A 17,341-nucleotide genomic window follows, 5' to 3' on the forward strand; every position below is an offset into this window, starting at 1 on the left:
GGCTATAGAAAATTCAAACTGGCAAGGATCGACATTGCGCTATCGTTTCATAGCATTCGTATTAACGCCATTATTCGGCCTTTCTGCCTGCAGCATCTTACCTCAGATGCCAGGAGGCTTTAATCAAATCGACTCGGGTGACATCAGAATTTACCATACAGGCGACACGCCGGCGCGCGCATACGAGCTCGTTAGTGTTGTAAATGGTGAGAGCTGCCAGCGACAATTTAACGGTGAACCGGCGTCAGATAACAAAGCTATTCAAGCTCTACGGGTCGACGCTGTTCGATTTAAGGCACATGCCGTCATTGAAACCCAGTGTTTTTCATTAAAACCTAAAGCCGACTCCATCTGTTACAGTGAAGTCAGCTGTGTAGGCCGTGCAATTCGGTGGCGTGATTAGTTGTTTCTGGTTAACGTCACGTCACCTACCCCAACTTCAACCTGAACATCCGTCGAACCATTACCCCGATAACTGGATTCCGAAGTTACTAACATTCTGTTTTCCTGAGTATTACCGAAGTTTCTCAAGCTGGTATCGCCAACACCTACTGAAGCTTCAACCAAACCATACTCACCGTTGGCAAGGTTCAGTGACACATCGCCTACGCCCAAATCTACTTTTACATTGTTGAATGGCAAATCACCGGATATTTCGCCAACACCCAAATTTACTTCCAATAACCGTGAGCGAGGAACTGACACCTTCCAATGTTGAGACATATCATCGTGCGGCGTGGCGGATATTTCCAACTGATTACCGCTACGCTCCCCTTTTATGAGCACCTCTGACAAATCACCACCACTGGCAAACCAGCCGTCATCATCAGATTCAACGCGCAGTTCAATTTCAACCGCCTCATCTTCAGTAACTCTTAGCTCAACAGTCCCGACCGTTGCATCCAGGCGAATTTCTGTATCGCTGCTGACAATATAGCTGTCAGTCAGAGTGCGCTCGCGATCATTTGCAGAGAAAGCCGCTGTGCTAAGCGTAACTAAGCCGATAAAGCCTAAAGTTAAAGGCCAAATTTTATGTTTCATCATTTTTCTTTTCCTATTGTTATTAAAACCGTTCATGCCAAACTCTAAAGCACGTCATGTAATTTATTGATTAGCTCTGCAACGCTTATGCCAAAGATTAAAACCCTTTAATATCAAATACTTAAATAAATCGAAAAGTAATCAATTAGCGAAATAGCTAACTATGTGGTGAAATTGGCTACCTGTATTTCGCGTGTTCACTAACGGAGGCGATATGAAAAGCCAGCAACAACTGACACAGATTGCGGTTATCCGTACGCCTTTTCCTGAGAAATTCAGCGTTCCCCGACAGCCGGGGTTGGTTCCTTCTGCACTTGCTCAAGTGGAACTGGTTGGTGACTACCAGCACGCACAAGCCATAGAAGGCATCGAGCAGTTTTCACACCTTTGGCTAACTTTCGAGTTTCATCAGCACGATACCTGGCAGGAAAGAGTCCGGCCGCCGCGTCTGGGCGGTAACCAACAGTTAGGGGTATTTGCCACACGCTCTCCGTTTCGGCCTAACCAGTTGGGTTTGTCCGTTGTCGAGCTGATTGCGGTACAAACGGAACCGAATGTCGTCTTGACTGTTCGCGGAGCAGATTTAGTCGATAAAACGCCAATTGTCGATATAAAGCCGTATATTCCCTACGTTGACTCTATTACCGATGCCCGAGCGGGATTTGCACAAGAAAAGCCTGAGTCTCGTATGAAAGTACAGTTTTCGGACGCCGCCGAGGCAGTGTTGAAAAGCGCACACTCGAGCTCTTCCGGCCTAAGGACACTGGCTACTGAGGTACTTAGTCAGGACCCTCGACCGGCCTATCACAAAGCGCAGTCGCCCCAGAGAACTTACGGCACCGCACTTTTAAACTATAATATTCGTTGGTATGTACAACAAAACACCGTTTTTGTTGAAGAAATCTCATTAAAACAGCCGTAAAAGGCTTTTGAGCTGAGTCAGACACTGCTAAACTTCGCTCTAATTTTTGACCACTATAAATTGCAGAGATGCCGGACTATGCGCAGCAGCCAATATTTATTATCTACGCTTAAAGAAACACCTTCTGACGCTGAGATCGTGAGTCATCAGCTTATGTTGCGGGCAGGCATGATCCGTAAGGTCGCCGCCGGACTTTATACCTGGACTCCCACCGGCCTGCGTGTACTACGTAAAGTTGAGAATGTTGTCCGTGAGGAAATGGAAGCCATTAACGCATTGGAAATTTTAATGCCGATGGTACAACCGGCCGATCTCTGGCAGGAATCTGGACGCTGGGATGATTACGGCCCGGAGTTATTGCGTATCAAGGATCGCAATCAACGTGACTTCTTATTGGGCCCAACCCACGAGGAAATTATCAGTCAGTTGGTACGCAAGGAAGTCAGTAGCTATAAGCAACTGCCATTAACCTTATTCCAGATCCAGACAAAATTCCGCGACGAAATTCGCCCTCGTTTTGGCGTTATGCGTGCACGTGAGTTTATGATGAAGGACGCTTACTCTTTCCATCTCACTGACGAGTCGCTGCAAAAAACTTACGATGACATGTACAAAGCGTACAGCCGTATTTTTGAGCGCCTGGGTCTGGATTATCGTCCGGTTATTGCAGACACAGGCTCTATTGGCGGAAGTCACTCGCACGAGTTCCACGTTTTGGCCAGCTCCGGCGAAGACGCTATCGCATTTTCTGACTCATCAGATTATGCCGCCAATGTGGAAATGGCCGAAGCTTTGGCCCCTGCAGGAGAACGCCCTGCTGCAACGCAAAAAATGGAAAAACATCAAGTACATGGTGATGAACTGGCCGCTGTATTACAGCCACTATCTGTAGAAAGTCAGCAAGCTGTTAAGTCCGTTATTGTCAAAGCATCAGATGACATTGAAGCCGAGTACATTCAACTTGTATTACGCGCGGATCATGAACTGAATACAGTAAAAGCGGAAAAACTCGAACAAGTCGCGGCTCCGTTGGAAATACTGACTCAAACTGAAAAAGCAACGGGTATAGAAGCGCCTTACATTGGCGTAGTTAAGTCAAAGCTCCCATTGCTGGTTGATCGCAGTGCCGCTCACCTGGCCGATTTCGCCTGTGGCGCCAATGAAAATGGTCATTGGCTGACGGGCGTCAACTGGGAGCGCGACACTCCGGACTCTACCGTAGTGGATATTCGCAATGTTGTTGCCGGCGACCCAAGCCCTTGTGGTCAGGGTAAAGTGAAAATTGCCCGAGGCATTGAAGTGGGCCATATTTTCCAGCTCGGCACAAAGTACAGTGATGCCATGAAAGTTGGTGTACTGTCTGAAACCGGTAAACACGAAACTCTGACTATGGGTTGTTATGGTATTGGTGTATCGCGCATTGTTGCTGCTGCAATAGAACAGAATAACGACGAGCGTGGTATATGCTGGCCAGATGCCCTGGCGCCCTTCCAGGTCGTTATTGTGCCAATGAACATGCATAAGTCAGCACGTGTTCAGGCGGCCGCTGAGAAGCTTTACGAAGACTTGAAGGCTCAAGGTATTGATGTTCTGTTTGACGACCGTAAAGAGCGTCCTGGAGTCATGTTTACGGACATGGAGCTCATAGGTATTCCACATCAGGTTGTGGTTGGTGAACGTAACCTGGATGAAAACCAGGTTGAGTACCAGAGTCGTAAAGGCGGCGAGAAGCAAAAAGTCAGTTTAGACGACTGCGTTAACTTCATTAAACAGCAGTTCTGAACTCAATAAGCAAAGAAAAAGGCCTGATAGCTAAACTATCAGGCCTTTTTACCTTAACAGAGCGAGTTTTAAGATTCCTGCCCTGCCAACGGCTCAATGTAATGCAAGTGCATGTCCCAGGGGAAGTGAATCCAGGTGTCTTGTGCTAAATCAGCAACAAAATCATCAACCAATTCCATTCCTGCCGGTTTTGCATAAACCGTAACAAACTTTGCTTTTGGTAAGCGGTCACGTAAAAACTTCAGGGTATTACCTGTATCAACTAAGTCGTCTACAACCAAAAAGCCTTCACCATCAGTCGTTGCGGTAACGTCTTTCATTACCTGTAAGTCGTCTCGTTGCTCGGTGTGATCATAGGAACTCACCGCCACACAGTCGACCACACGAATATTTAGCTCACGCGCCACAATAGCCGCTGGCACTAAGCCGCCACGGCTTACCGCAATAATACCTTTATATTGCTCCGCCGGTAATTGACGGCGCGCCAGTTCACGCGTCGCACGGTGCAACTCTTCCCATGATACAAAAAACTCGCGGTTTGAATGCCATCCCATAATTTCGTTACCCTAACCAAATAAATTTAGCGACAAAAAGCGCGCCTAAGAAAATTACGCTCGGTGTTAAATCTTGATAGCGTCCGCCGAGTAATTTCACCACAACGTAACTGATAAAACCTAACGCAATACCATCTGCTATTGAAAATGTCAGTGGTGTCATCAATAAAACCACAGCAACAGGTGCGGCCTCCGTAATGTCATCCCACTTTACGTCTTTGAGTGTAAACAACATTAGAACAGCAACGTAAATTATTGCCCCGGCGGTTGCGTAAGCTGGGATCATACCAGCCAACGGCGCGAAAAACATTGCCAAAAGAAAGAGAGTACCGACCACCACCGCAGCAAGCCCGGTTTTCCCACCTGAAGCAACTCCTGCTGCAGATTCTATGTAGCTGGTGGTGGTTGATGTACCCAGCATTGACCCCGCGACGGTGGCAGTACTGTCCGCCATTAGCGCTTTATTCAGCCGGGGCATTTCACCGTTGGCCTTTGCCAGACCCGCTTTTTGTGCAACGGCCAGCAAAGTGCCTGAGGTATCAAATAAGTCCACGAACAGAAATGCAAAAATAACGGACAACATACCAATATCGAAAGCTGCCGCTAAGTCCATTTGCATAAAGGTCGGAAGCAGACTTGGAGGGGCCGATACAATACCATTATATTCAACTAACCCCGTTGCCCAGGCAATAAGTGTGACCAGCAAAATACTGATTAACGCCGCTCCCTGTACTTGTCGCGCAACCAAACCAATAATTAGGAAGAAGCCCGCTGCTGCCAGCAATACAGACGGCTCAGATAAAGAGCCTAAGCTCACCATTGTTGCGTCGTTGGCGACAATTATGTTGGCATTCTGCAAGCCAATTAACGCCAAAAATGCACCAATACCGGCGGCTATAGCCAAACGTAAGGTGGTAGGAATGGATTTTATAATCCACTCGCGCACCCGAAAAGCAGAAAGTAAAAAGAACAAACAACCAGAGAAGAATACAGCCCCCAACGCCGTTTGCCAGGTATACCCCATGCTAAATACAACGGTGTAAGTGAAAAAGGCGTTTAACCCCATTCCCGGCGCCAGTGCTACTGGGTAGTTCGCCCACAACCCCATAATCAGACAACCAATAGCTGCCGCTAAACAAGTGGCGACAAATACAGCGCCGTAATCCATACCCGTTTCGCTCAAAATAGACGGGTTAACAAAGATAATGTAAGCCATGGTCAGGAAAGTTGTCAGTCCACCAATAATCTCGGACTTAACAGAACTACCACTTGCTTTAATTGAAAACAGCTTTTCCAGCATGAGAAACCTTGAAAGTTTGGCGTTGTGGTTAAAAGGCAGGTATTTTATCCTAATTGCCGCGTAATTTGTTGTTCACTTTTTATTTTTTAAACAGGATACAGAATTTATCATGCCAACCGTTTATTTCGTCGATGCCGATGGGAATCAGTTTGAAGCCACAGTCGACTCGGGAACCAACGTTATGGAAGCCGCAGTCGAGAACTTTATTGACGGCATTATTGGAGAGTGCGGCGGCGTTATGTCGTGTGCAACTTGCCATTGCTACATTCCGCCTGAGTGGCAGGATAAGCTCCCTGCTCCGTCAGAGCAGGAAGAAGATATGATCGATATGGTCATGGAGCCACAGGAAAACAGTCGACTTAGCTGCCAAATAGAAATAACTGACGAGCTGGACGGCTTAGTGGTCCATATGCCTAAGTCTCAGTTCTAAATAGATTAGAGAGACTAATTGACGGCTGCCACCGGCATAAGAACTTCGTCGTGGTAGCCGGTAATTACCCGGATAGTTCCTGAAAGCGAACTGTCTAATTCAGCATCGCCGGTATCGACCCGCAACGGCTTATTGTTCAGTGCCTGTAGCTTAGTCTTAGTAGCAACGACCCATATATTGTCTTTACCAATATGGCGAATTACCCTGGGGCTCAACTGCTGATTTCCCCGACCAAATAAATGACCTTGCCCGCCTATTAGGGTAATAACCAATTTAATACTTCCCGTTTTATGCTGACTCACTTCGTCATACAAACGGCTTTCAGTAACATCGCTGGCTAATAAGTTGTCGTCTTGAACCAAGTCAACGCCAAGTAAAGTGTTCTCGTGCCCCATTGCCTGCATTACGGCTTCCACCGTAGAGCCCGATCCCATTACTAAAAGCTCATCATCAACCCGTTCAATAACCTCTGCAGCAATATCGTCCAGAACCAGTTCATCGCTTTCTTTGCCGCCCATTTTTACTGCCTGAACGTATTCCAGCTCCGCCGGTACTGACATTTCACCAAAACGTCTGGCTTTTACCGTACCTTTTCTAAAAGCCTCTTCGTCAATATCCATAACGTCGGCATTATGAATACTTGATAACTCTCCCTGAAGAATTTTCTCAATAACTCGCCCCGCGGCTGTAGGGCTAATAGCATACACTCCAGAATGGATTTTTACCCCGGCGGGTATCCCCAATACCAGTTGTTGTTCAGGCACCATTTCATAAATATCGCGTGCGGTACCGTCACCTCCGGCAAATAAAAGGATATCGACCTTGTGAGCAATAATTGCTGACACTGCTTTTTTAGTGTCTTCAGGCGAAGATGGTGATTCTGCAGCTGAATAAACCGACTCAAAAGAGAAGCCGAGGGTATTTAGACTGTCTGCCCCCATTTCATTCTCAGCGGTGACAAAATTCAACTGTTGCTTGTATGGTTGGAGTAATTGTAATGCGGTTTCTGCGCGTTTCGATGCCTTTTTTTCAGCGCCGGCAGATAATGCTTTTTCGCGAATATCGGCGCCATCGCTTCCTTTCAAAGCTAAGGCGCCGCCAATCCCCGCATAGGGGTTTATAATGAGACCAACGGTCAGCTTACTGCTCACTTCCATTATTTATTCGTCGTTAGCCTCATCTTGAATCGCTTCGCCTGCTTTTTCTAAGTCACGCCCCGCGCCTTCTATCGTTTCGCAGGCAGATAAGCCTAATACCGCTATAGCAACTAATAACGCTCTTAAGAACATAAGTAACTCCTTGTTATTAACTAATAATGAATACGAACTTTTTGGCGGTTAGGCCAGCTACAATTAAACTCCCGACACAACGCTTTTGCAAACGTTACCGCACGCTTTGGTAGCGCATCAGTTTCCAGCAATTGAGTGAGTTGCTCTGCCACCTTTTCGGTAAAAGCCTGCCTGTCTACTTCCACGCCATTGAGATTATCTACGCTGACTTGAAAAGGAAAGTCACAGCATAATGAAAATAACCATTCCAACGCTTGCGGTTTTCGTTCAACCTGCTCAAAAGACTTTTGCTGGGCTTCATTTCGTCCGTCGGGTTCATACCAATAGCCGTAATCAAACTGCTTGCGCCTAGCTTCACCGGCTATGCACCAATGAGCCGTTTCGTGCAGTGCTGAAGCAAAAAAACCATGCGCGAACACCACCTGGTTATACTCGCCTTCATGCCTTGCTGGTTGATAATAAGGCTCGTCCTCGCCTGCAACCAATAAGGTGTTGTAATCTTCTTTGAAACAGCGCTTAAACACCTGAATTAAGCGCTGGTAATGATGTTCTGACTTCTGACTCATATCCGCTTAACGACTAATATCCGGCGTTTCAGTTTGTGCTAACAAGTTGTGCGCGCGCTGACGTAACCAATGGTCCGCCAGGACTAGGCTGGTCATAGCTTCAACAATAGGAACCGCACGTATACCAACACAAGGATCATGACGGCCTTTGGTGACGATAGCCTGCTCTTTGCCCCAGCGGTCAATTGTCCGGCCACTAATGGCAATGCTGGATGTCGGCTTTAACGCAATATCGGCAAACACAGGTTGCCCACTACTAATACCACCTAAAACGCCGCCAGCATGGTTCGACAAAAATCCGTCCGGCGTCATTTCATCACGGTGTTCACTGCCCCGCTGACTGACCACGTCAAAACCGTCGCCAATACTGACCGCTTTCACCGCATTAATACTCATGAGAGCTTTGGCTAAATCAGCGTCTAACCGGTCAAAAACCGGCTCTCCCCAACCCGGCGGAACACCGGTGGCCCGAACGCGAATTTTTGCGCCAACCGAGTCGCCTTCTTTTTTCAGTTGACGAATAAGATCCTGCATAGGCTCCACCGCATTGGCATCGCCACAAAACAGTTCATTCTCACGTACCTGCTGCCAGTCAATGTTACTGGCCACAACATCACCCATTTGTGTCAACGCGGCCTGAACTTCAATGCCCTGCTGCTGCAACAGTTTGTACGCTATAGCACCCGCAGCTACCCGCATTGCGGTTTCACGGGCGGAAGAACGACCGCCACCCCGATAATCTCTTACACCGTATTTATGCTGGTAGGTGTAGTCGGCATGACCCGGGCGAAAAGTATCTTTTATATCAGAGTAATCCTGACTTCGTTGATCGGTATTTTCTATCAGCAGACCAATAGGCGTGCCGGTTGTGACACCTTCAAAAACACCGGAAAGAATCTTGACCTGGTCAGACTCCCGGCGAGCCGTGGTGTAACGGTTTTGACCCGGTTTACGGCGATCCAGTGCTTCTTGTAAATCAGTTTCCGTCAGCGCCAGGCCAGCCGGACAGCCGTCCACAACCGCGCCCAGCGAAGGGCCGTGACTTTCACCAAAAGTGGTTACTTTAAATAACTGCCCAAAACTGTTTCCTGGCATTAGCTGACCTTAGTCTCTCGTTGTTTATGTTCAATAAGCTGCTCTTTTGTCAGAAGGAAAACGCCGTCTCCACCATTGGCAAACTCAAGCCAGGTAAAAGGCGTTCGTGGGTACTTTTCGGCAAGTGCCGGCATCGAGTTACCCACTTCACAGACAAACAAGCCACCATCGTTTAGTAAGTCAGGTGCTTCTAACAGCATTTTATCCACCAAAATTAAGCCGTCATTGCCTGCAGCTAAGCCAAGCTCAGGTTCATGATGATATTCCGGCGGCAAGTCAGCCATATCTTCTGCATCCACATACGGCGGATTACTGACAATTAAATCGTACTTCTCAGCTTTAACCGCCTCAAATAAGTCAGACTGAATAGGCGTTACCTGATGGGTTAAACCGTGTTGCTCAATATTAAATTCCGCTACTTCCAGGGCTTCGGTCGAAATATCCAACGCATCGACCTCTGCTTCAGGAAAAGCGTAAGCACAGGCTATCGCAATACATCCTCCACCCGTACATAAATCTAAAACGCGGCGCGGCTGTTGCGTCAGCCACGGCTGAAAGCCGTTCTCGACAAGCTCAGCTATTGGCGAGCGTGGTACCAGCACTCGCTCATCAACATAAAAGGGCAAACCCGCGAACCAGGCCTGATGCGTAAGGTAAGCTGCCGGAATATGTTGCTCAATACGCTGCTTCAGCAATTCAGTAAACTCGTGCTTCTCAGCAGTTAACAGTCGGCAATGACCCATGTCAGCCAGCTGAACAGTGGTAAGTTGTAATACATAGCTTAATAAAGCCCGTGCTTCATCAATCGGGTTGTCCGTACCATGACCGTAATACACATCGGACTGGTTCAGCTGTGTTACGCTCCAGCGGATAATGTCATCAATACTCACTAACTCTTGAATGGCTTGTTCCAGATTACGCACTTGCAAAGGCTGTCTCCCGACCACTGAATGTTTTATACTGAATAAACTTAATGCCTTAAAGATACCTTAATTCAGCGCGGTTTTCATCAATCATGGTTGCAAACAAACGTCAGTCCTCATCACTTTCTGAAGACGATATTGAGCTTTTTCGTGAAGCCGCGAAAGGTGCTGCCCGTATTAAGCAGGATAAACTGCCACCCGAGTCACCAAAGATTGCAGAGCTGCGCAAACGTCGACAATTATCACAACACCCCAGCGCGCAACAGATTGCAGACGCAAGCCGCTCTGCCAGCCACTACTTTTCCGATGATTTTGAAGCTCATTTTGGTGAAGGCCCCGTGCGTTTTGCTGCCGAAGGTGAATCTGCTTATTTGGTAAAACAACTGCGTCGGGGAGACTACACGCCCGAGTTGTTGCTGGACTTACACGGTATGACACTGGCCACGGCACGCCAGGAGCTGGCGGCATTATTACTGGCATGTGAGCGCGAACATATAGACTGCTGCTGTATTATGCATGGACATGGGAGCGGTAAGTTAAAACAACAACTGCCACACTGGTTAGTGCAACACCCGCATGTTCGGGCGTTTCATCAGGCTCCGCTGGAATGGGGTGGCGCAGCCTCGTTGCTGGTTTTGTTAAAGGTTGCGAGCTAACATTTAACCCGCACAGCGCTCCGCTATTAATAACTGCTGAAATTTACCGCGTAAGGTTTCCGGCGAAAAATCGACAACCGCAATGCCGGCTGTTGGAAAAATAGGCGGCTGTACACTGGCATCCAGTTCATGCACCAAGTAACTCACCAATGGCATGTGCGACACCAGCACAACGCTGTTAAAGTTATGCTCCTGAATTTCCGCAGCAAGCCAACTGACAACCGAAGCAGCATGGCCGTCGGGCGTAATGTCATCGCAATCCTGGCGTTGCCCGGTTTTCAAATGTGACAGTAAAATAGAAGCCGTTTGCTGGGCCCGCAGGTAAGGACTGACATAAACACAGTCAACTTCTGGCTGCTTGTCTATCAGCCAGGTCGTTGTTGTCATTACTTCGCGTTCACCGTTGGTTGTTAAACGGCGTTCGCGGTCAGAATAACTGCCCTGTGGGTAGTTCGCTTCACCATGACGCATGATATACAGCTTCATTCTGGCTTAGACTCCTCAGCCTGCGCTCGGCGTTTTGCATCAGGTCTGCCGCCGGTAACACGATCAGCACGACCTGACTGCTTGGCTTCTTCCGCACGGCGTTTACGTACAGCCTTGGGATCGGCAATTAGCGGACGATAAATTTCAATGCGATCGCCGTCTCTTAGCTTTGCATCTAATTTCACCGTCTTATTCCAGATACCCACTTTTTGCTGTTCAAGATCAATTTCCGGAAAGTGTTCGAACACATCCGACATTTTAATGCACTCTTCCACCGTTGCGCCCTCTTTTGGGTGCACCGTCAGTAACACCTGTTTTTCGGGCGTCGCATAAGCCACTTCTATGGTTAACTTCTTATCCATGTTGGTTGCCATACACCTGCTCGGCTCGTTTAACAAAGGCATCGACCATGCGCGAGGTTACCTCACTGAATATTTTACCGAAGGCCATACCCAGCAAACGACTCGAAAATTCAAAATCCAGCTTAAGTTCAACTTTGCAGGCGTCATCTGCCAGTGGTGTAAACACCCAACCACCGGTCAATTTTTTAAATGGTCCGTTTACTAGGTCCATATCAATACGTTCAGGTTCGAGCAGCGTATTTCGGGTCGTAAAGGTTTTACTGATACCCGCTTTACTGATGTCTAGCGAAGCCACTTTTTGCTGGCCAGATGACTCCAGTACACGCGACGCAGCACAACCGGGAACAAACTCCGGATAAGCTTCAACATGATTAACAAGATCAAACATTTGTTTGGCGCTGTACGAAACTAAGGCACTTTTTTGGATACTGGGCATTTTTTTCCCTACAACAAAAATCAACTGCGCAATAATAACGCAACCAGAAACGCTTTGAAGCCCTTAAAGCAATTTTCTTTTCAGTGCGCATAGGTATAATAGCTGCCATGAGTAAAAAGAAACCACAACAATCGTCCAATACCATCGCTCGTAATAAAAAAGCGCGGCATGAATACTTCCTTGAAGATAAGTTCGAGGCAGGTATTAGTTTGCAAGGCTGGGAAATTAAGAGCATAAGGGCTGGCAAGGTCAACATTAGCGACAGCTACGTCATTATTAAAAATGGCGAGGCTTACCTTTTGGGGGCCGAAATTCAGCCACTGAACCAAGCCTCAAGCCACGTTTATTGCGAACCCGACCGCAGCCGTAAGCTGCTTTTAAAGCGCCGCGAGCTCGATAAACTTATTGGTGCTTCAGAGCGTGAAGGCTATTCCATAGTAGCAACAACTATGTACTGGAAAGGTCCATGGGCAAAGGTGGAAGTCTTTTTAGCCCGGGGTAAAAAGTCACATGATAAACGCGACACCATTAAAGAGCGCGACTGGCAACGCCAGAAGGCTCGAATAATGAAGCATTCGGTTCGTTAGCCAATCATCAGGTAATTAGGGCAGCTCTGCGTGCCCTTTGCCGCTTTGATAGTCAAGCGTAACGACAAAGTGTTTAAAGACACCATAGCCGGCTATGCCCCTCAACCTTAACGCCTCTTATGCGACTGTGTTGAATTTTGTAACGTTCTCCAAAGTCTGCTTCTTCACCGGCAACAGGTACAGCCACATCCACATTCTTCACTTTGAACGGTCCAAAAATAACGGACGGTAAAGTAAAGGTGTCGGTGTAAGCAATACCGTTTACACCGCGTGACATGGTCTTACCCAGCGCAAACTCATCGAGCCATCCCCTGCGGGCTGCAATACCTCGTTTCATATAAATTCCGCCGCTGTTACCGGTATCAAGAATCATCCAAATATCTTTTTCATCATTAAGAGTGACCCGGACCAATGGCCTACCCGACCCTTTTTGAGCTCTCATAGGCAAGTTAGCAACCTCATCCAGATTAAGAGCATCACGAGTGGCAAGGCGTAAGCGCCCGTTAGGATAGTCAAACTGCACAATAAAGTTTCGTAAAAACGGAGCACCAATAATGAGAGCATTACCGGAATGACCAAAGTCTGCACCAACCAGGTTAAGCTCCATTTCAGAGCCAAAGAGTTGGGTCGGGACGCTTTCATATATAGGTTGACGCGACTTGTGATGAACGCCGCTAACGCCCGTAAAAGTTGAAATTTCGTACCCTAAATCATGCTTTTCTATAAATTTTTTATTAATAACATTGAGCTGAGAACCTGAGTCAATTATTGCATTGCCTTCAATGCCATCGACTTCAACGGTAATTCTTACGTGACCACTGTCCAACTCAAAAGGGATCCAATCGGTAACTTCAGCATGACTTGTAAACGCAAGCGCAAGCAGCAATAACCCCAAAAAGCGCACATCGACCTCCATGTATTGACTAGCGATAGAAAATAACATTTTAGCAACAATCCTACTAAAATATTATTCAGCCGCCAATAGGGTTTTCATACTCAGATGCCGTATGCGTTAGCTTTATTTGTAAGCTTTCAATTGATATAAAAAAAGCCCCTGCTTTAATCTCAGGGGCTTTCGTGTCGACAGGAGCTATCTGAGCCTAAAACTCTACGCAAATTTTACCGAAGTGTTTGCCTGATTCCTCATAACGAAAGGCGTCAGCCAACTCTTCCAACGCAAAAGTTTTATCAATCACCGGTTTAACGCCATTGGACTCTAAGGCGCGCACAAAGTCTTTTTGATGGTCACAACTGCCTACAATGAGTCCCTGCAAACGAGCTTGTTTAGCCATGAGTTTTGCAGTTGGAACTTCACCTTCACTTCCGGTTAGCACACCAATTAGCGCAATATGACCTGCAATAGCAACAGCATTAATAGACTGAGGCAAGGTACCCGGCCCGCCGACTTCAATGACGTGGTCGACACCCCTGCCATTGGTCAATTTGCGAACTGTTTTACCCCATTCAGGGTCTTCTTTATAGTTGATCAGGTGCTCCGCTCCCAACCTCTTGTAATGCTCCAGCTTGTCATTGGAAGACGAAGTTGCAAATACGGTCGCACCCAGGCTTTTTGCTAGCTGGCAGGCAAATACGGAGACGCCGCCACTACCCAGTACCAGCACCGTGTTCCCCGGTTTAATGCCGCCGTCCACCACCAGAGCACGCCACGCAGTAAGCCCGGCCGTGGTCAGAGTAGCGGATTCAGCATGACTGTAGTTTTTAGGCTGGTGAGTAAAGAACTGAGTTGGGCGTACTACAACTTCTCTGGCGTAGCCATCAATTCCGTCACCCGGTGTATTGCGGAAGTCGCCGACAGGCGCCGGCCCACTTTGCCAGTATGGGAAAAAGGTAGAAACGACATTGTCACCTACCTTAAACTCTTCCACTCCGTCGCCAACAGCTTCCACTACACCTGCTCCGTCTGACATAGGAATGCGCCCGTCATCGGTCGGTATAAAACCGGCCGCGACACCGTAATCATGAAAGTTAAGAGAGCTTGCTTTTATTTTTACACGAATTTCTCCAGGCCCTGGCTGCCCTGGGTCATCCATCTCTGTCACCTGAATATTATCAAGCCCAAATGGCTCTTTCAGTCTTAACGCTTTAATTTTATCAGTCATGATCGCAGTCCTTTAACTAAAACATGTGTTGAATAGTAGTTCTTATAAAGGGGAATTGGATCATCAGACGCAAACTAAAAAGCCCGGTCGGTTTCAAAATAGCCAAACAACACCCAATTAATGATGTCAGGCATCGGCCATAGCATCTTTGCAAATTAACTAATTTGAATCTAACGTTATTTATGTGTTTGCCAAACAAGGAAAAATGCTATGAGTTACGAAATGTTCGGTGGTATGGGATTTCTATGGATGTTAGTGGTTGGTATTATTTTTGTCATTCCCGCATGGCGAATATGTCAGCGCATCGGTTATCCGGGCCCGTTAGGAATATTAATTCTGATTCCCTTTGCCAATATTATCCTTCTCTATTTCATTGCATTTGGCCCGTGGAAAACAAGGCAATAATTCAGAGTCTGCCAAGAAACACTACGCTAAGAGAGAGCAAAGCCATAAAAAAAGCCGCTCAAATGAGCGGCTTTTTATGGAATTGGTGGAGCTGGCGGGAGTTGAACCCGCGTCCGCAATACCTACATCCTCGGTCCTACATGCTTAGTCAGTCTTTTAGTTAATCAGTGTGACGCCGACTGACAGGCTTCACAACTGACGAGTCCGATTAAGTTTAACGCTTCAGCTCCGGACAAAGCATCCACGCGAGTCTACATTAGGTTGAGCCATCCTGGTCCGGTCTCGCAGACAAAGCGCCGGGGGATGGGCTTAGCGGGTTATTAAGCCGCTAGAGCGTAGTTGTCGTCGTTTGCAACTATTAGGTTGAGGCTTTTTACGAGGCCTGCCTCACCTCGGCATGCACCTTGGGTTTCGTGTATCCCGTCGAATCCAGATCAGCCCCAAAGCTATTACTTACGTAATCTGTGTACTATAACTCAGACACCGCTTAAGTGCTATAAGTTCCGCACTTAAGCGGTTATTTATTGGGCTTTAATTCAGCTACTAGGCCGCCATATATAAGACTTTTTCAACCAATTTGCTGATGCCCTCTTCCGCATCGGGCAAGTTTTCGGCCAGCATATAGGCTGGTGTGGTGACTAATTGGTGTTTATCATCCACAACAATATCGCGAACACCGCAGTTCACATGCTCGCCGCCCATTTTATTAATAGCGCTGGCTACTTCGCCATCGTTACCGATGGTGACTTTGACCCCTTTCCCGTAAATATGCGGCAATAACACTGGCGCAATACACATATAGCCCGCAGGTTTCTTGGCATCGACAAAAGCCTGACCAACTTTTAAAACCTCGTCATTGATCGTCATATCGGCGCCTTTTACAGCAAAGTCACACAGGTTCTTCGCCACACCAAAGCCGCCTGGCAAAATTAACGCATCAAATTCAGTTGAATCCAAATCGCTTAGCGGCCGGACCTCACCACGGGTAATGCGCGCGGCTTCCTCAAGCACATTGCGTTTATCACCGCTTTCTTCACCTTTAAGGTGGTTAATGGTGTGCATCTGCTCTATATCTGGCGCAAAACATTCGTAGCTTGCGCCTTGCTTCGCTATATGCAATAACGTCAATACCGTTTCGTTCACTTCGGCGCCGTCAAAGACACCGGAGCCGGATAAAATAACTGCTACTTTTTTCATCGTAGAAACCTCCTGTCCGCTACTTAAAAACCGCTTCAATCCAGTTCAATGTGCGCGTCATTTTCGTCCCGCCATTTCCACTCATTTTCAAGTGTAGCGGTTGGTTGAAGCATGGCAAAATCTAACTGGCGTAATGGCTCAGAAGACTTTATCCGAATTGGAAAATCCGGATTCGCCAATGACGTTTTCGCCATAGCCAGTAACGCATTCGGATAATGTGCCGCTACATGCTCATAGTTTTTCTCACTAATGCCGCCATTAACAATTAACGGAATATCTGAGAACTCTTGTACAACATCACCCAACGTTTTATTGCTTCCACCTTTAAACGGTTTACGCATAACATCAGTGTCTGTTGTATGAATGTAATCCACACCAGCTTTATCCATAGCCTTAACCACTTTTATCATGGCGTCTTCACCTTCCGGCCACTGATATTCTGAATCCGTCACCGTAATTTGACTGAGTCGCACACCAACAATGAAGTCGTCTCCGGCTGCCGATTTCGCCGCCTTAACTACCAACTCAAGAAAGTGCATACGTTTCGCCATGCTACCGCCCCACTGGTCCGGGCGCTGGTTAAAGTAATCACTCAAAAACTCGTTCAGTAAATAACCATTAGCCGCATGCAGCTCAATACCATCAAAACCAGCTTCTTTAGCGCGGTTTACTGCACCAACAAAGCCGTTCATAACAGCATCAAAATCGGTCTCATCCATGGCTTTCACTTCAGGCCAACCGTCTGTTTTACCATATAAATCTAATGGCTCGCCCTTAGGCTTTACTTCGCTAGGTGCAATTGGCGTATCGGTGTATTCATTGTGTTGAAACTGGGCGCCAGCATGCATCAACTGCATAATGAATTTGCAATCGTGCTTGTGAACACGCTCGACAATTTCTTTCCAGGCATCGGTTTGAGGAGCATCGGTAATACCCGGCTGGTTTTCGTAACCCTGACTTGCCTGGCGGTCAGTGTAAACGCCTTCACTGATGATCATACTCCAGCCACCTTTGGCGAAGCGTTCGTAATATTCACCCATTAACTCGGTTGGCTTACCTTTTTTATCGGCACTGGTTCGTGTCATTGGGGCGACGACAAAACGGTTTTCCAGTTTGTGGCCTTTTAGTTCAAAATCATCAAATGCTGAGCTCATAAGGAATTCCTTTATCATCTGGTACTGTTACATGAC

General features: G+C 47.3%; 22 protein-coding genes and 1 other RNA gene. 7 read left to right on the plus strand and 16 right to left on the minus strand.

Annotation, left to right across the window (positions count from 1 at the left end; genetic code table 11):
* Positions 1-106: 106 nt before the first annotated feature.
* A complete protein-coding gene (gene rcsF / locus K5X84_RS07605) occupies positions 107-403 on the plus strand; it encodes an Rcs stress response system protein RcsF (RefSeq protein ID WP_222237007.1) in 297 nt (98 codons plus the stop codon).
* Here rcsF and K5X84_RS07610 read toward each other — a convergent pair.
* Positions 400-1,044 (minus strand): hypothetical protein, encoded by a 645-nt coding sequence (locus tag K5X84_RS07610; protein WP_222235482.1) that lies wholly within the window; start codon positions 1,042-1,044, stop codon positions 400-402. The genes rcsF and K5X84_RS07610 overlap by 4 nt on opposite strands.
* Positions 1,045-1,255: 211 nt before the next feature.
* Here K5X84_RS07610 and tsaA point away from each other — a divergent pair, with 211 nt between their 5' ends.
* Positions 1,256-1,963 (plus strand): tRNA (N6-threonylcarbamoyladenosine(37)-N6)-methyltransferase TrmO, encoded by a 708-nt coding sequence (gene tsaA / locus K5X84_RS07615; protein ID WP_222235483.1) that lies wholly within the window; start codon positions 1,256-1,258, stop codon positions 1,961-1,963.
* 78 nt (positions 1,964-2,041) lie between these two features.
* Positions 2,042-3,745, plus strand: coding sequence for a proline--tRNA ligase (locus K5X84_RS07620; protein WP_222235484.1), 1,704 nt, complete (start codon positions 2,042-2,044; stop codon positions 3,743-3,745).
* A gap of 68 nt (positions 3,746-3,813) precedes the next feature.
* Here K5X84_RS07620 and gpt read toward each other — a convergent pair whose 3' ends face one another.
* Both gpt and K5X84_RS07630 read right to left on the minus strand, forming a co-directional pair.
* Entirely contained in the window at positions 3,814-4,299 is a 486-nt protein-coding gene (gene gpt / locus K5X84_RS07625; protein WP_054488237.1) for a xanthine phosphoribosyltransferase, read from the minus strand.
* 7 nt (positions 4,300-4,306) lie between these two features.
* Entirely contained in the window at positions 4,307-5,599 is a 1,293-nt protein-coding gene (locus K5X84_RS07630; protein WP_222235485.1) for an NCS2 family permease, read from the minus strand.
* Positions 5,600-5,708: 109 nt separating this feature from the next.
* On the opposite strand from K5X84_RS07630, the gene K5X84_RS07635 reads away from it, so the two are divergent.
* On the plus strand, positions 5,709-6,029 hold the full coding sequence (locus tag K5X84_RS07635; RefSeq protein WP_054488243.1) for a 2Fe-2S iron-sulfur cluster-binding protein: 321 nt from the start codon (positions 5,709-5,711) through the stop codon (positions 6,027-6,029).
* 14 nt (positions 6,030-6,043) lie between these two features.
* Here K5X84_RS07635 and K5X84_RS07640 read toward each other — a convergent pair whose 3' ends face one another.
* From K5X84_RS07640 to prmB, 5 genes are read right to left on the minus strand one after another with little or no spacing between them, the layout of a single operon-like run.
* The gene (locus K5X84_RS07640) at positions 6,044-7,186 is read right to left on the minus strand and encodes an ATP-NAD kinase family protein (RefSeq protein ID WP_222235486.1); all 1,143 of its coding nucleotides are present in this window, start codon (positions 7,184-7,186) and stop codon (positions 6,044-6,046) included.
* A 3-nt stretch (positions 7,187-7,189) separates the two neighbouring features.
* Positions 7,190-7,318, minus strand: a complete 129-nt coding sequence (locus K5X84_RS07645) for an entericidin A/B family lipoprotein (RefSeq protein ID WP_074930774.1) — start codon at positions 7,316-7,318, stop codon at positions 7,190-7,192.
* Positions 7,319-7,338: 20 nt separating this feature from the next.
* Positions 7,339-7,884, minus strand: coding sequence for an elongation factor P hydroxylase (locus K5X84_RS07650; protein WP_199494214.1), 546 nt, complete (start codon positions 7,882-7,884; stop codon positions 7,339-7,341).
* Between the two features lie 6 nt (positions 7,885-7,890).
* Entirely contained in the window at positions 7,891-8,979 is a 1,089-nt protein-coding gene (gene aroC / locus K5X84_RS07655; protein WP_222235487.1) for a chorismate synthase, read from the minus strand.
* Positions 8,979-9,908, minus strand: a complete 930-nt coding sequence (prmB, locus tag K5X84_RS07660; RefSeq protein WP_222235488.1) for a 50S ribosomal protein L3 N(5)-glutamine methyltransferase — start codon at positions 9,906-9,908, stop codon at positions 8,979-8,981. The genes aroC and prmB overlap by 1 nt, the downstream gene beginning before the upstream one ends.
* An 86-nt stretch (positions 9,909-9,994) precedes the next feature.
* Between prmB and smrB the strand changes: the two genes are divergently transcribed.
* Positions 9,995-10,558 (plus strand): endonuclease SmrB, encoded by a 564-nt coding sequence (gene smrB, locus K5X84_RS07665; RefSeq protein WP_222235489.1) that lies wholly within the window; start codon positions 9,995-9,997, stop codon positions 10,556-10,558.
* A gap of 3 nt (positions 10,559-10,561) precedes the next feature.
* Here smrB and sixA read toward each other — a convergent pair whose 3' ends face one another.
* From sixA to K5X84_RS07680, 3 genes are read right to left on the minus strand one after another with little or no spacing between them, the layout of a single operon-like run.
* Complete coding sequence (gene sixA / locus K5X84_RS07670) at positions 10,562-11,044, minus strand: phosphohistidine phosphatase SixA (RefSeq protein ID WP_054488255.1); 483 nt, start codon at positions 11,042-11,044, stop codon at positions 10,562-10,564.
* Positions 11,041-11,406 carry an RnfH family protein gene (locus K5X84_RS07675; protein WP_054488256.1) on the minus strand — a complete coding sequence of 122 codons (366 nt, stop codon included), beginning with the start codon at positions 11,404-11,406 and terminating at the stop codon, positions 11,041-11,043. The genes sixA and K5X84_RS07675 overlap by 4 nt, the downstream gene beginning before the upstream one ends.
* A complete protein-coding gene (locus K5X84_RS07680) occupies positions 11,399-11,842 on the minus strand; it encodes a type II toxin-antitoxin system RatA family toxin (protein WP_222235490.1) in 444 nt (147 codons plus the stop codon). The genes K5X84_RS07675 and K5X84_RS07680 overlap by 8 nt, the downstream gene beginning before the upstream one ends.
* 107 nt (positions 11,843-11,949) lie before the next feature.
* On the opposite strand from K5X84_RS07680, the gene smpB reads away from it, so the two are divergent.
* Positions 11,950-12,429: an SsrA-binding protein SmpB gene (gene smpB, locus K5X84_RS07685; RefSeq protein ID WP_054488260.1), complete on the plus strand. Its 480-nt coding sequence runs from the start codon at positions 11,950-11,952 to the stop codon at positions 12,427-12,429.
* Positions 12,430-12,502: 73 nt separating this feature from the next.
* Here smpB and K5X84_RS07690 read toward each other — a convergent pair whose 3' ends face one another.
* Together K5X84_RS07690 and K5X84_RS07695 are read right to left on the minus strand one after the other, a co-directional pair.
* Positions 12,503-13,372, minus strand: coding sequence for an aspartyl protease family protein (locus K5X84_RS07690; RefSeq protein WP_222235491.1), 870 nt, complete (start codon positions 13,370-13,372; stop codon positions 12,503-12,505).
* A 157-nt stretch (positions 13,373-13,529) separates the two neighbouring features.
* Positions 13,530-14,549, minus strand: a complete 1,020-nt coding sequence (locus K5X84_RS07695; RefSeq protein ID WP_222235492.1) for a zinc-dependent alcohol dehydrogenase family protein — start codon at positions 14,547-14,549, stop codon at positions 13,530-13,532.
* A 210-nt stretch (positions 14,550-14,759) separates the two neighbouring features.
* On the opposite strand from K5X84_RS07695, the gene K5X84_RS07700 reads away from it, so the two are divergent.
* Positions 14,760-14,954, plus strand: coding sequence for a hypothetical protein (locus tag K5X84_RS07700; RefSeq protein WP_222235493.1), 195 nt, complete (start codon positions 14,760-14,762; stop codon positions 14,952-14,954).
* Positions 14,955-15,037: 83 nt separating this feature from the next.
* On the opposite strand, the gene ssrA is transcribed toward K5X84_RS07700, so the two are convergent.
* From ssrA to K5X84_RS07715, 3 genes are all read right to left on the minus strand, one after another.
* Positions 15,038-15,396, minus strand: a transfer-messenger RNA (tmRNA) gene (gene ssrA, locus K5X84_RS07705).
* A gap of 101 nt (positions 15,397-15,497) precedes the next feature.
* Positions 15,498-16,151, minus strand: a complete 654-nt coding sequence (gene elbB / locus K5X84_RS07710) for an isoprenoid biosynthesis glyoxalase ElbB (protein WP_222235494.1) — start codon at positions 16,149-16,151, stop codon at positions 15,498-15,500.
* 35 nt (positions 16,152-16,186) lie between these two features.
* Positions 16,187-17,305, minus strand: coding sequence for an NADH:flavin oxidoreductase (locus K5X84_RS07715; RefSeq protein ID WP_222235495.1), 1,119 nt, complete (start codon positions 17,303-17,305; stop codon positions 16,187-16,189).
* Between the last annotated feature and the right edge of the window lie 36 nt (positions 17,306-17,341).

The organism is Idiomarina abyssalis (assembly GCF_019797805.1).
Lineage (GTDB): Bacteria > Pseudomonadota > Gammaproteobacteria > Enterobacterales > Alteromonadaceae > Idiomarina > Idiomarina abyssalis.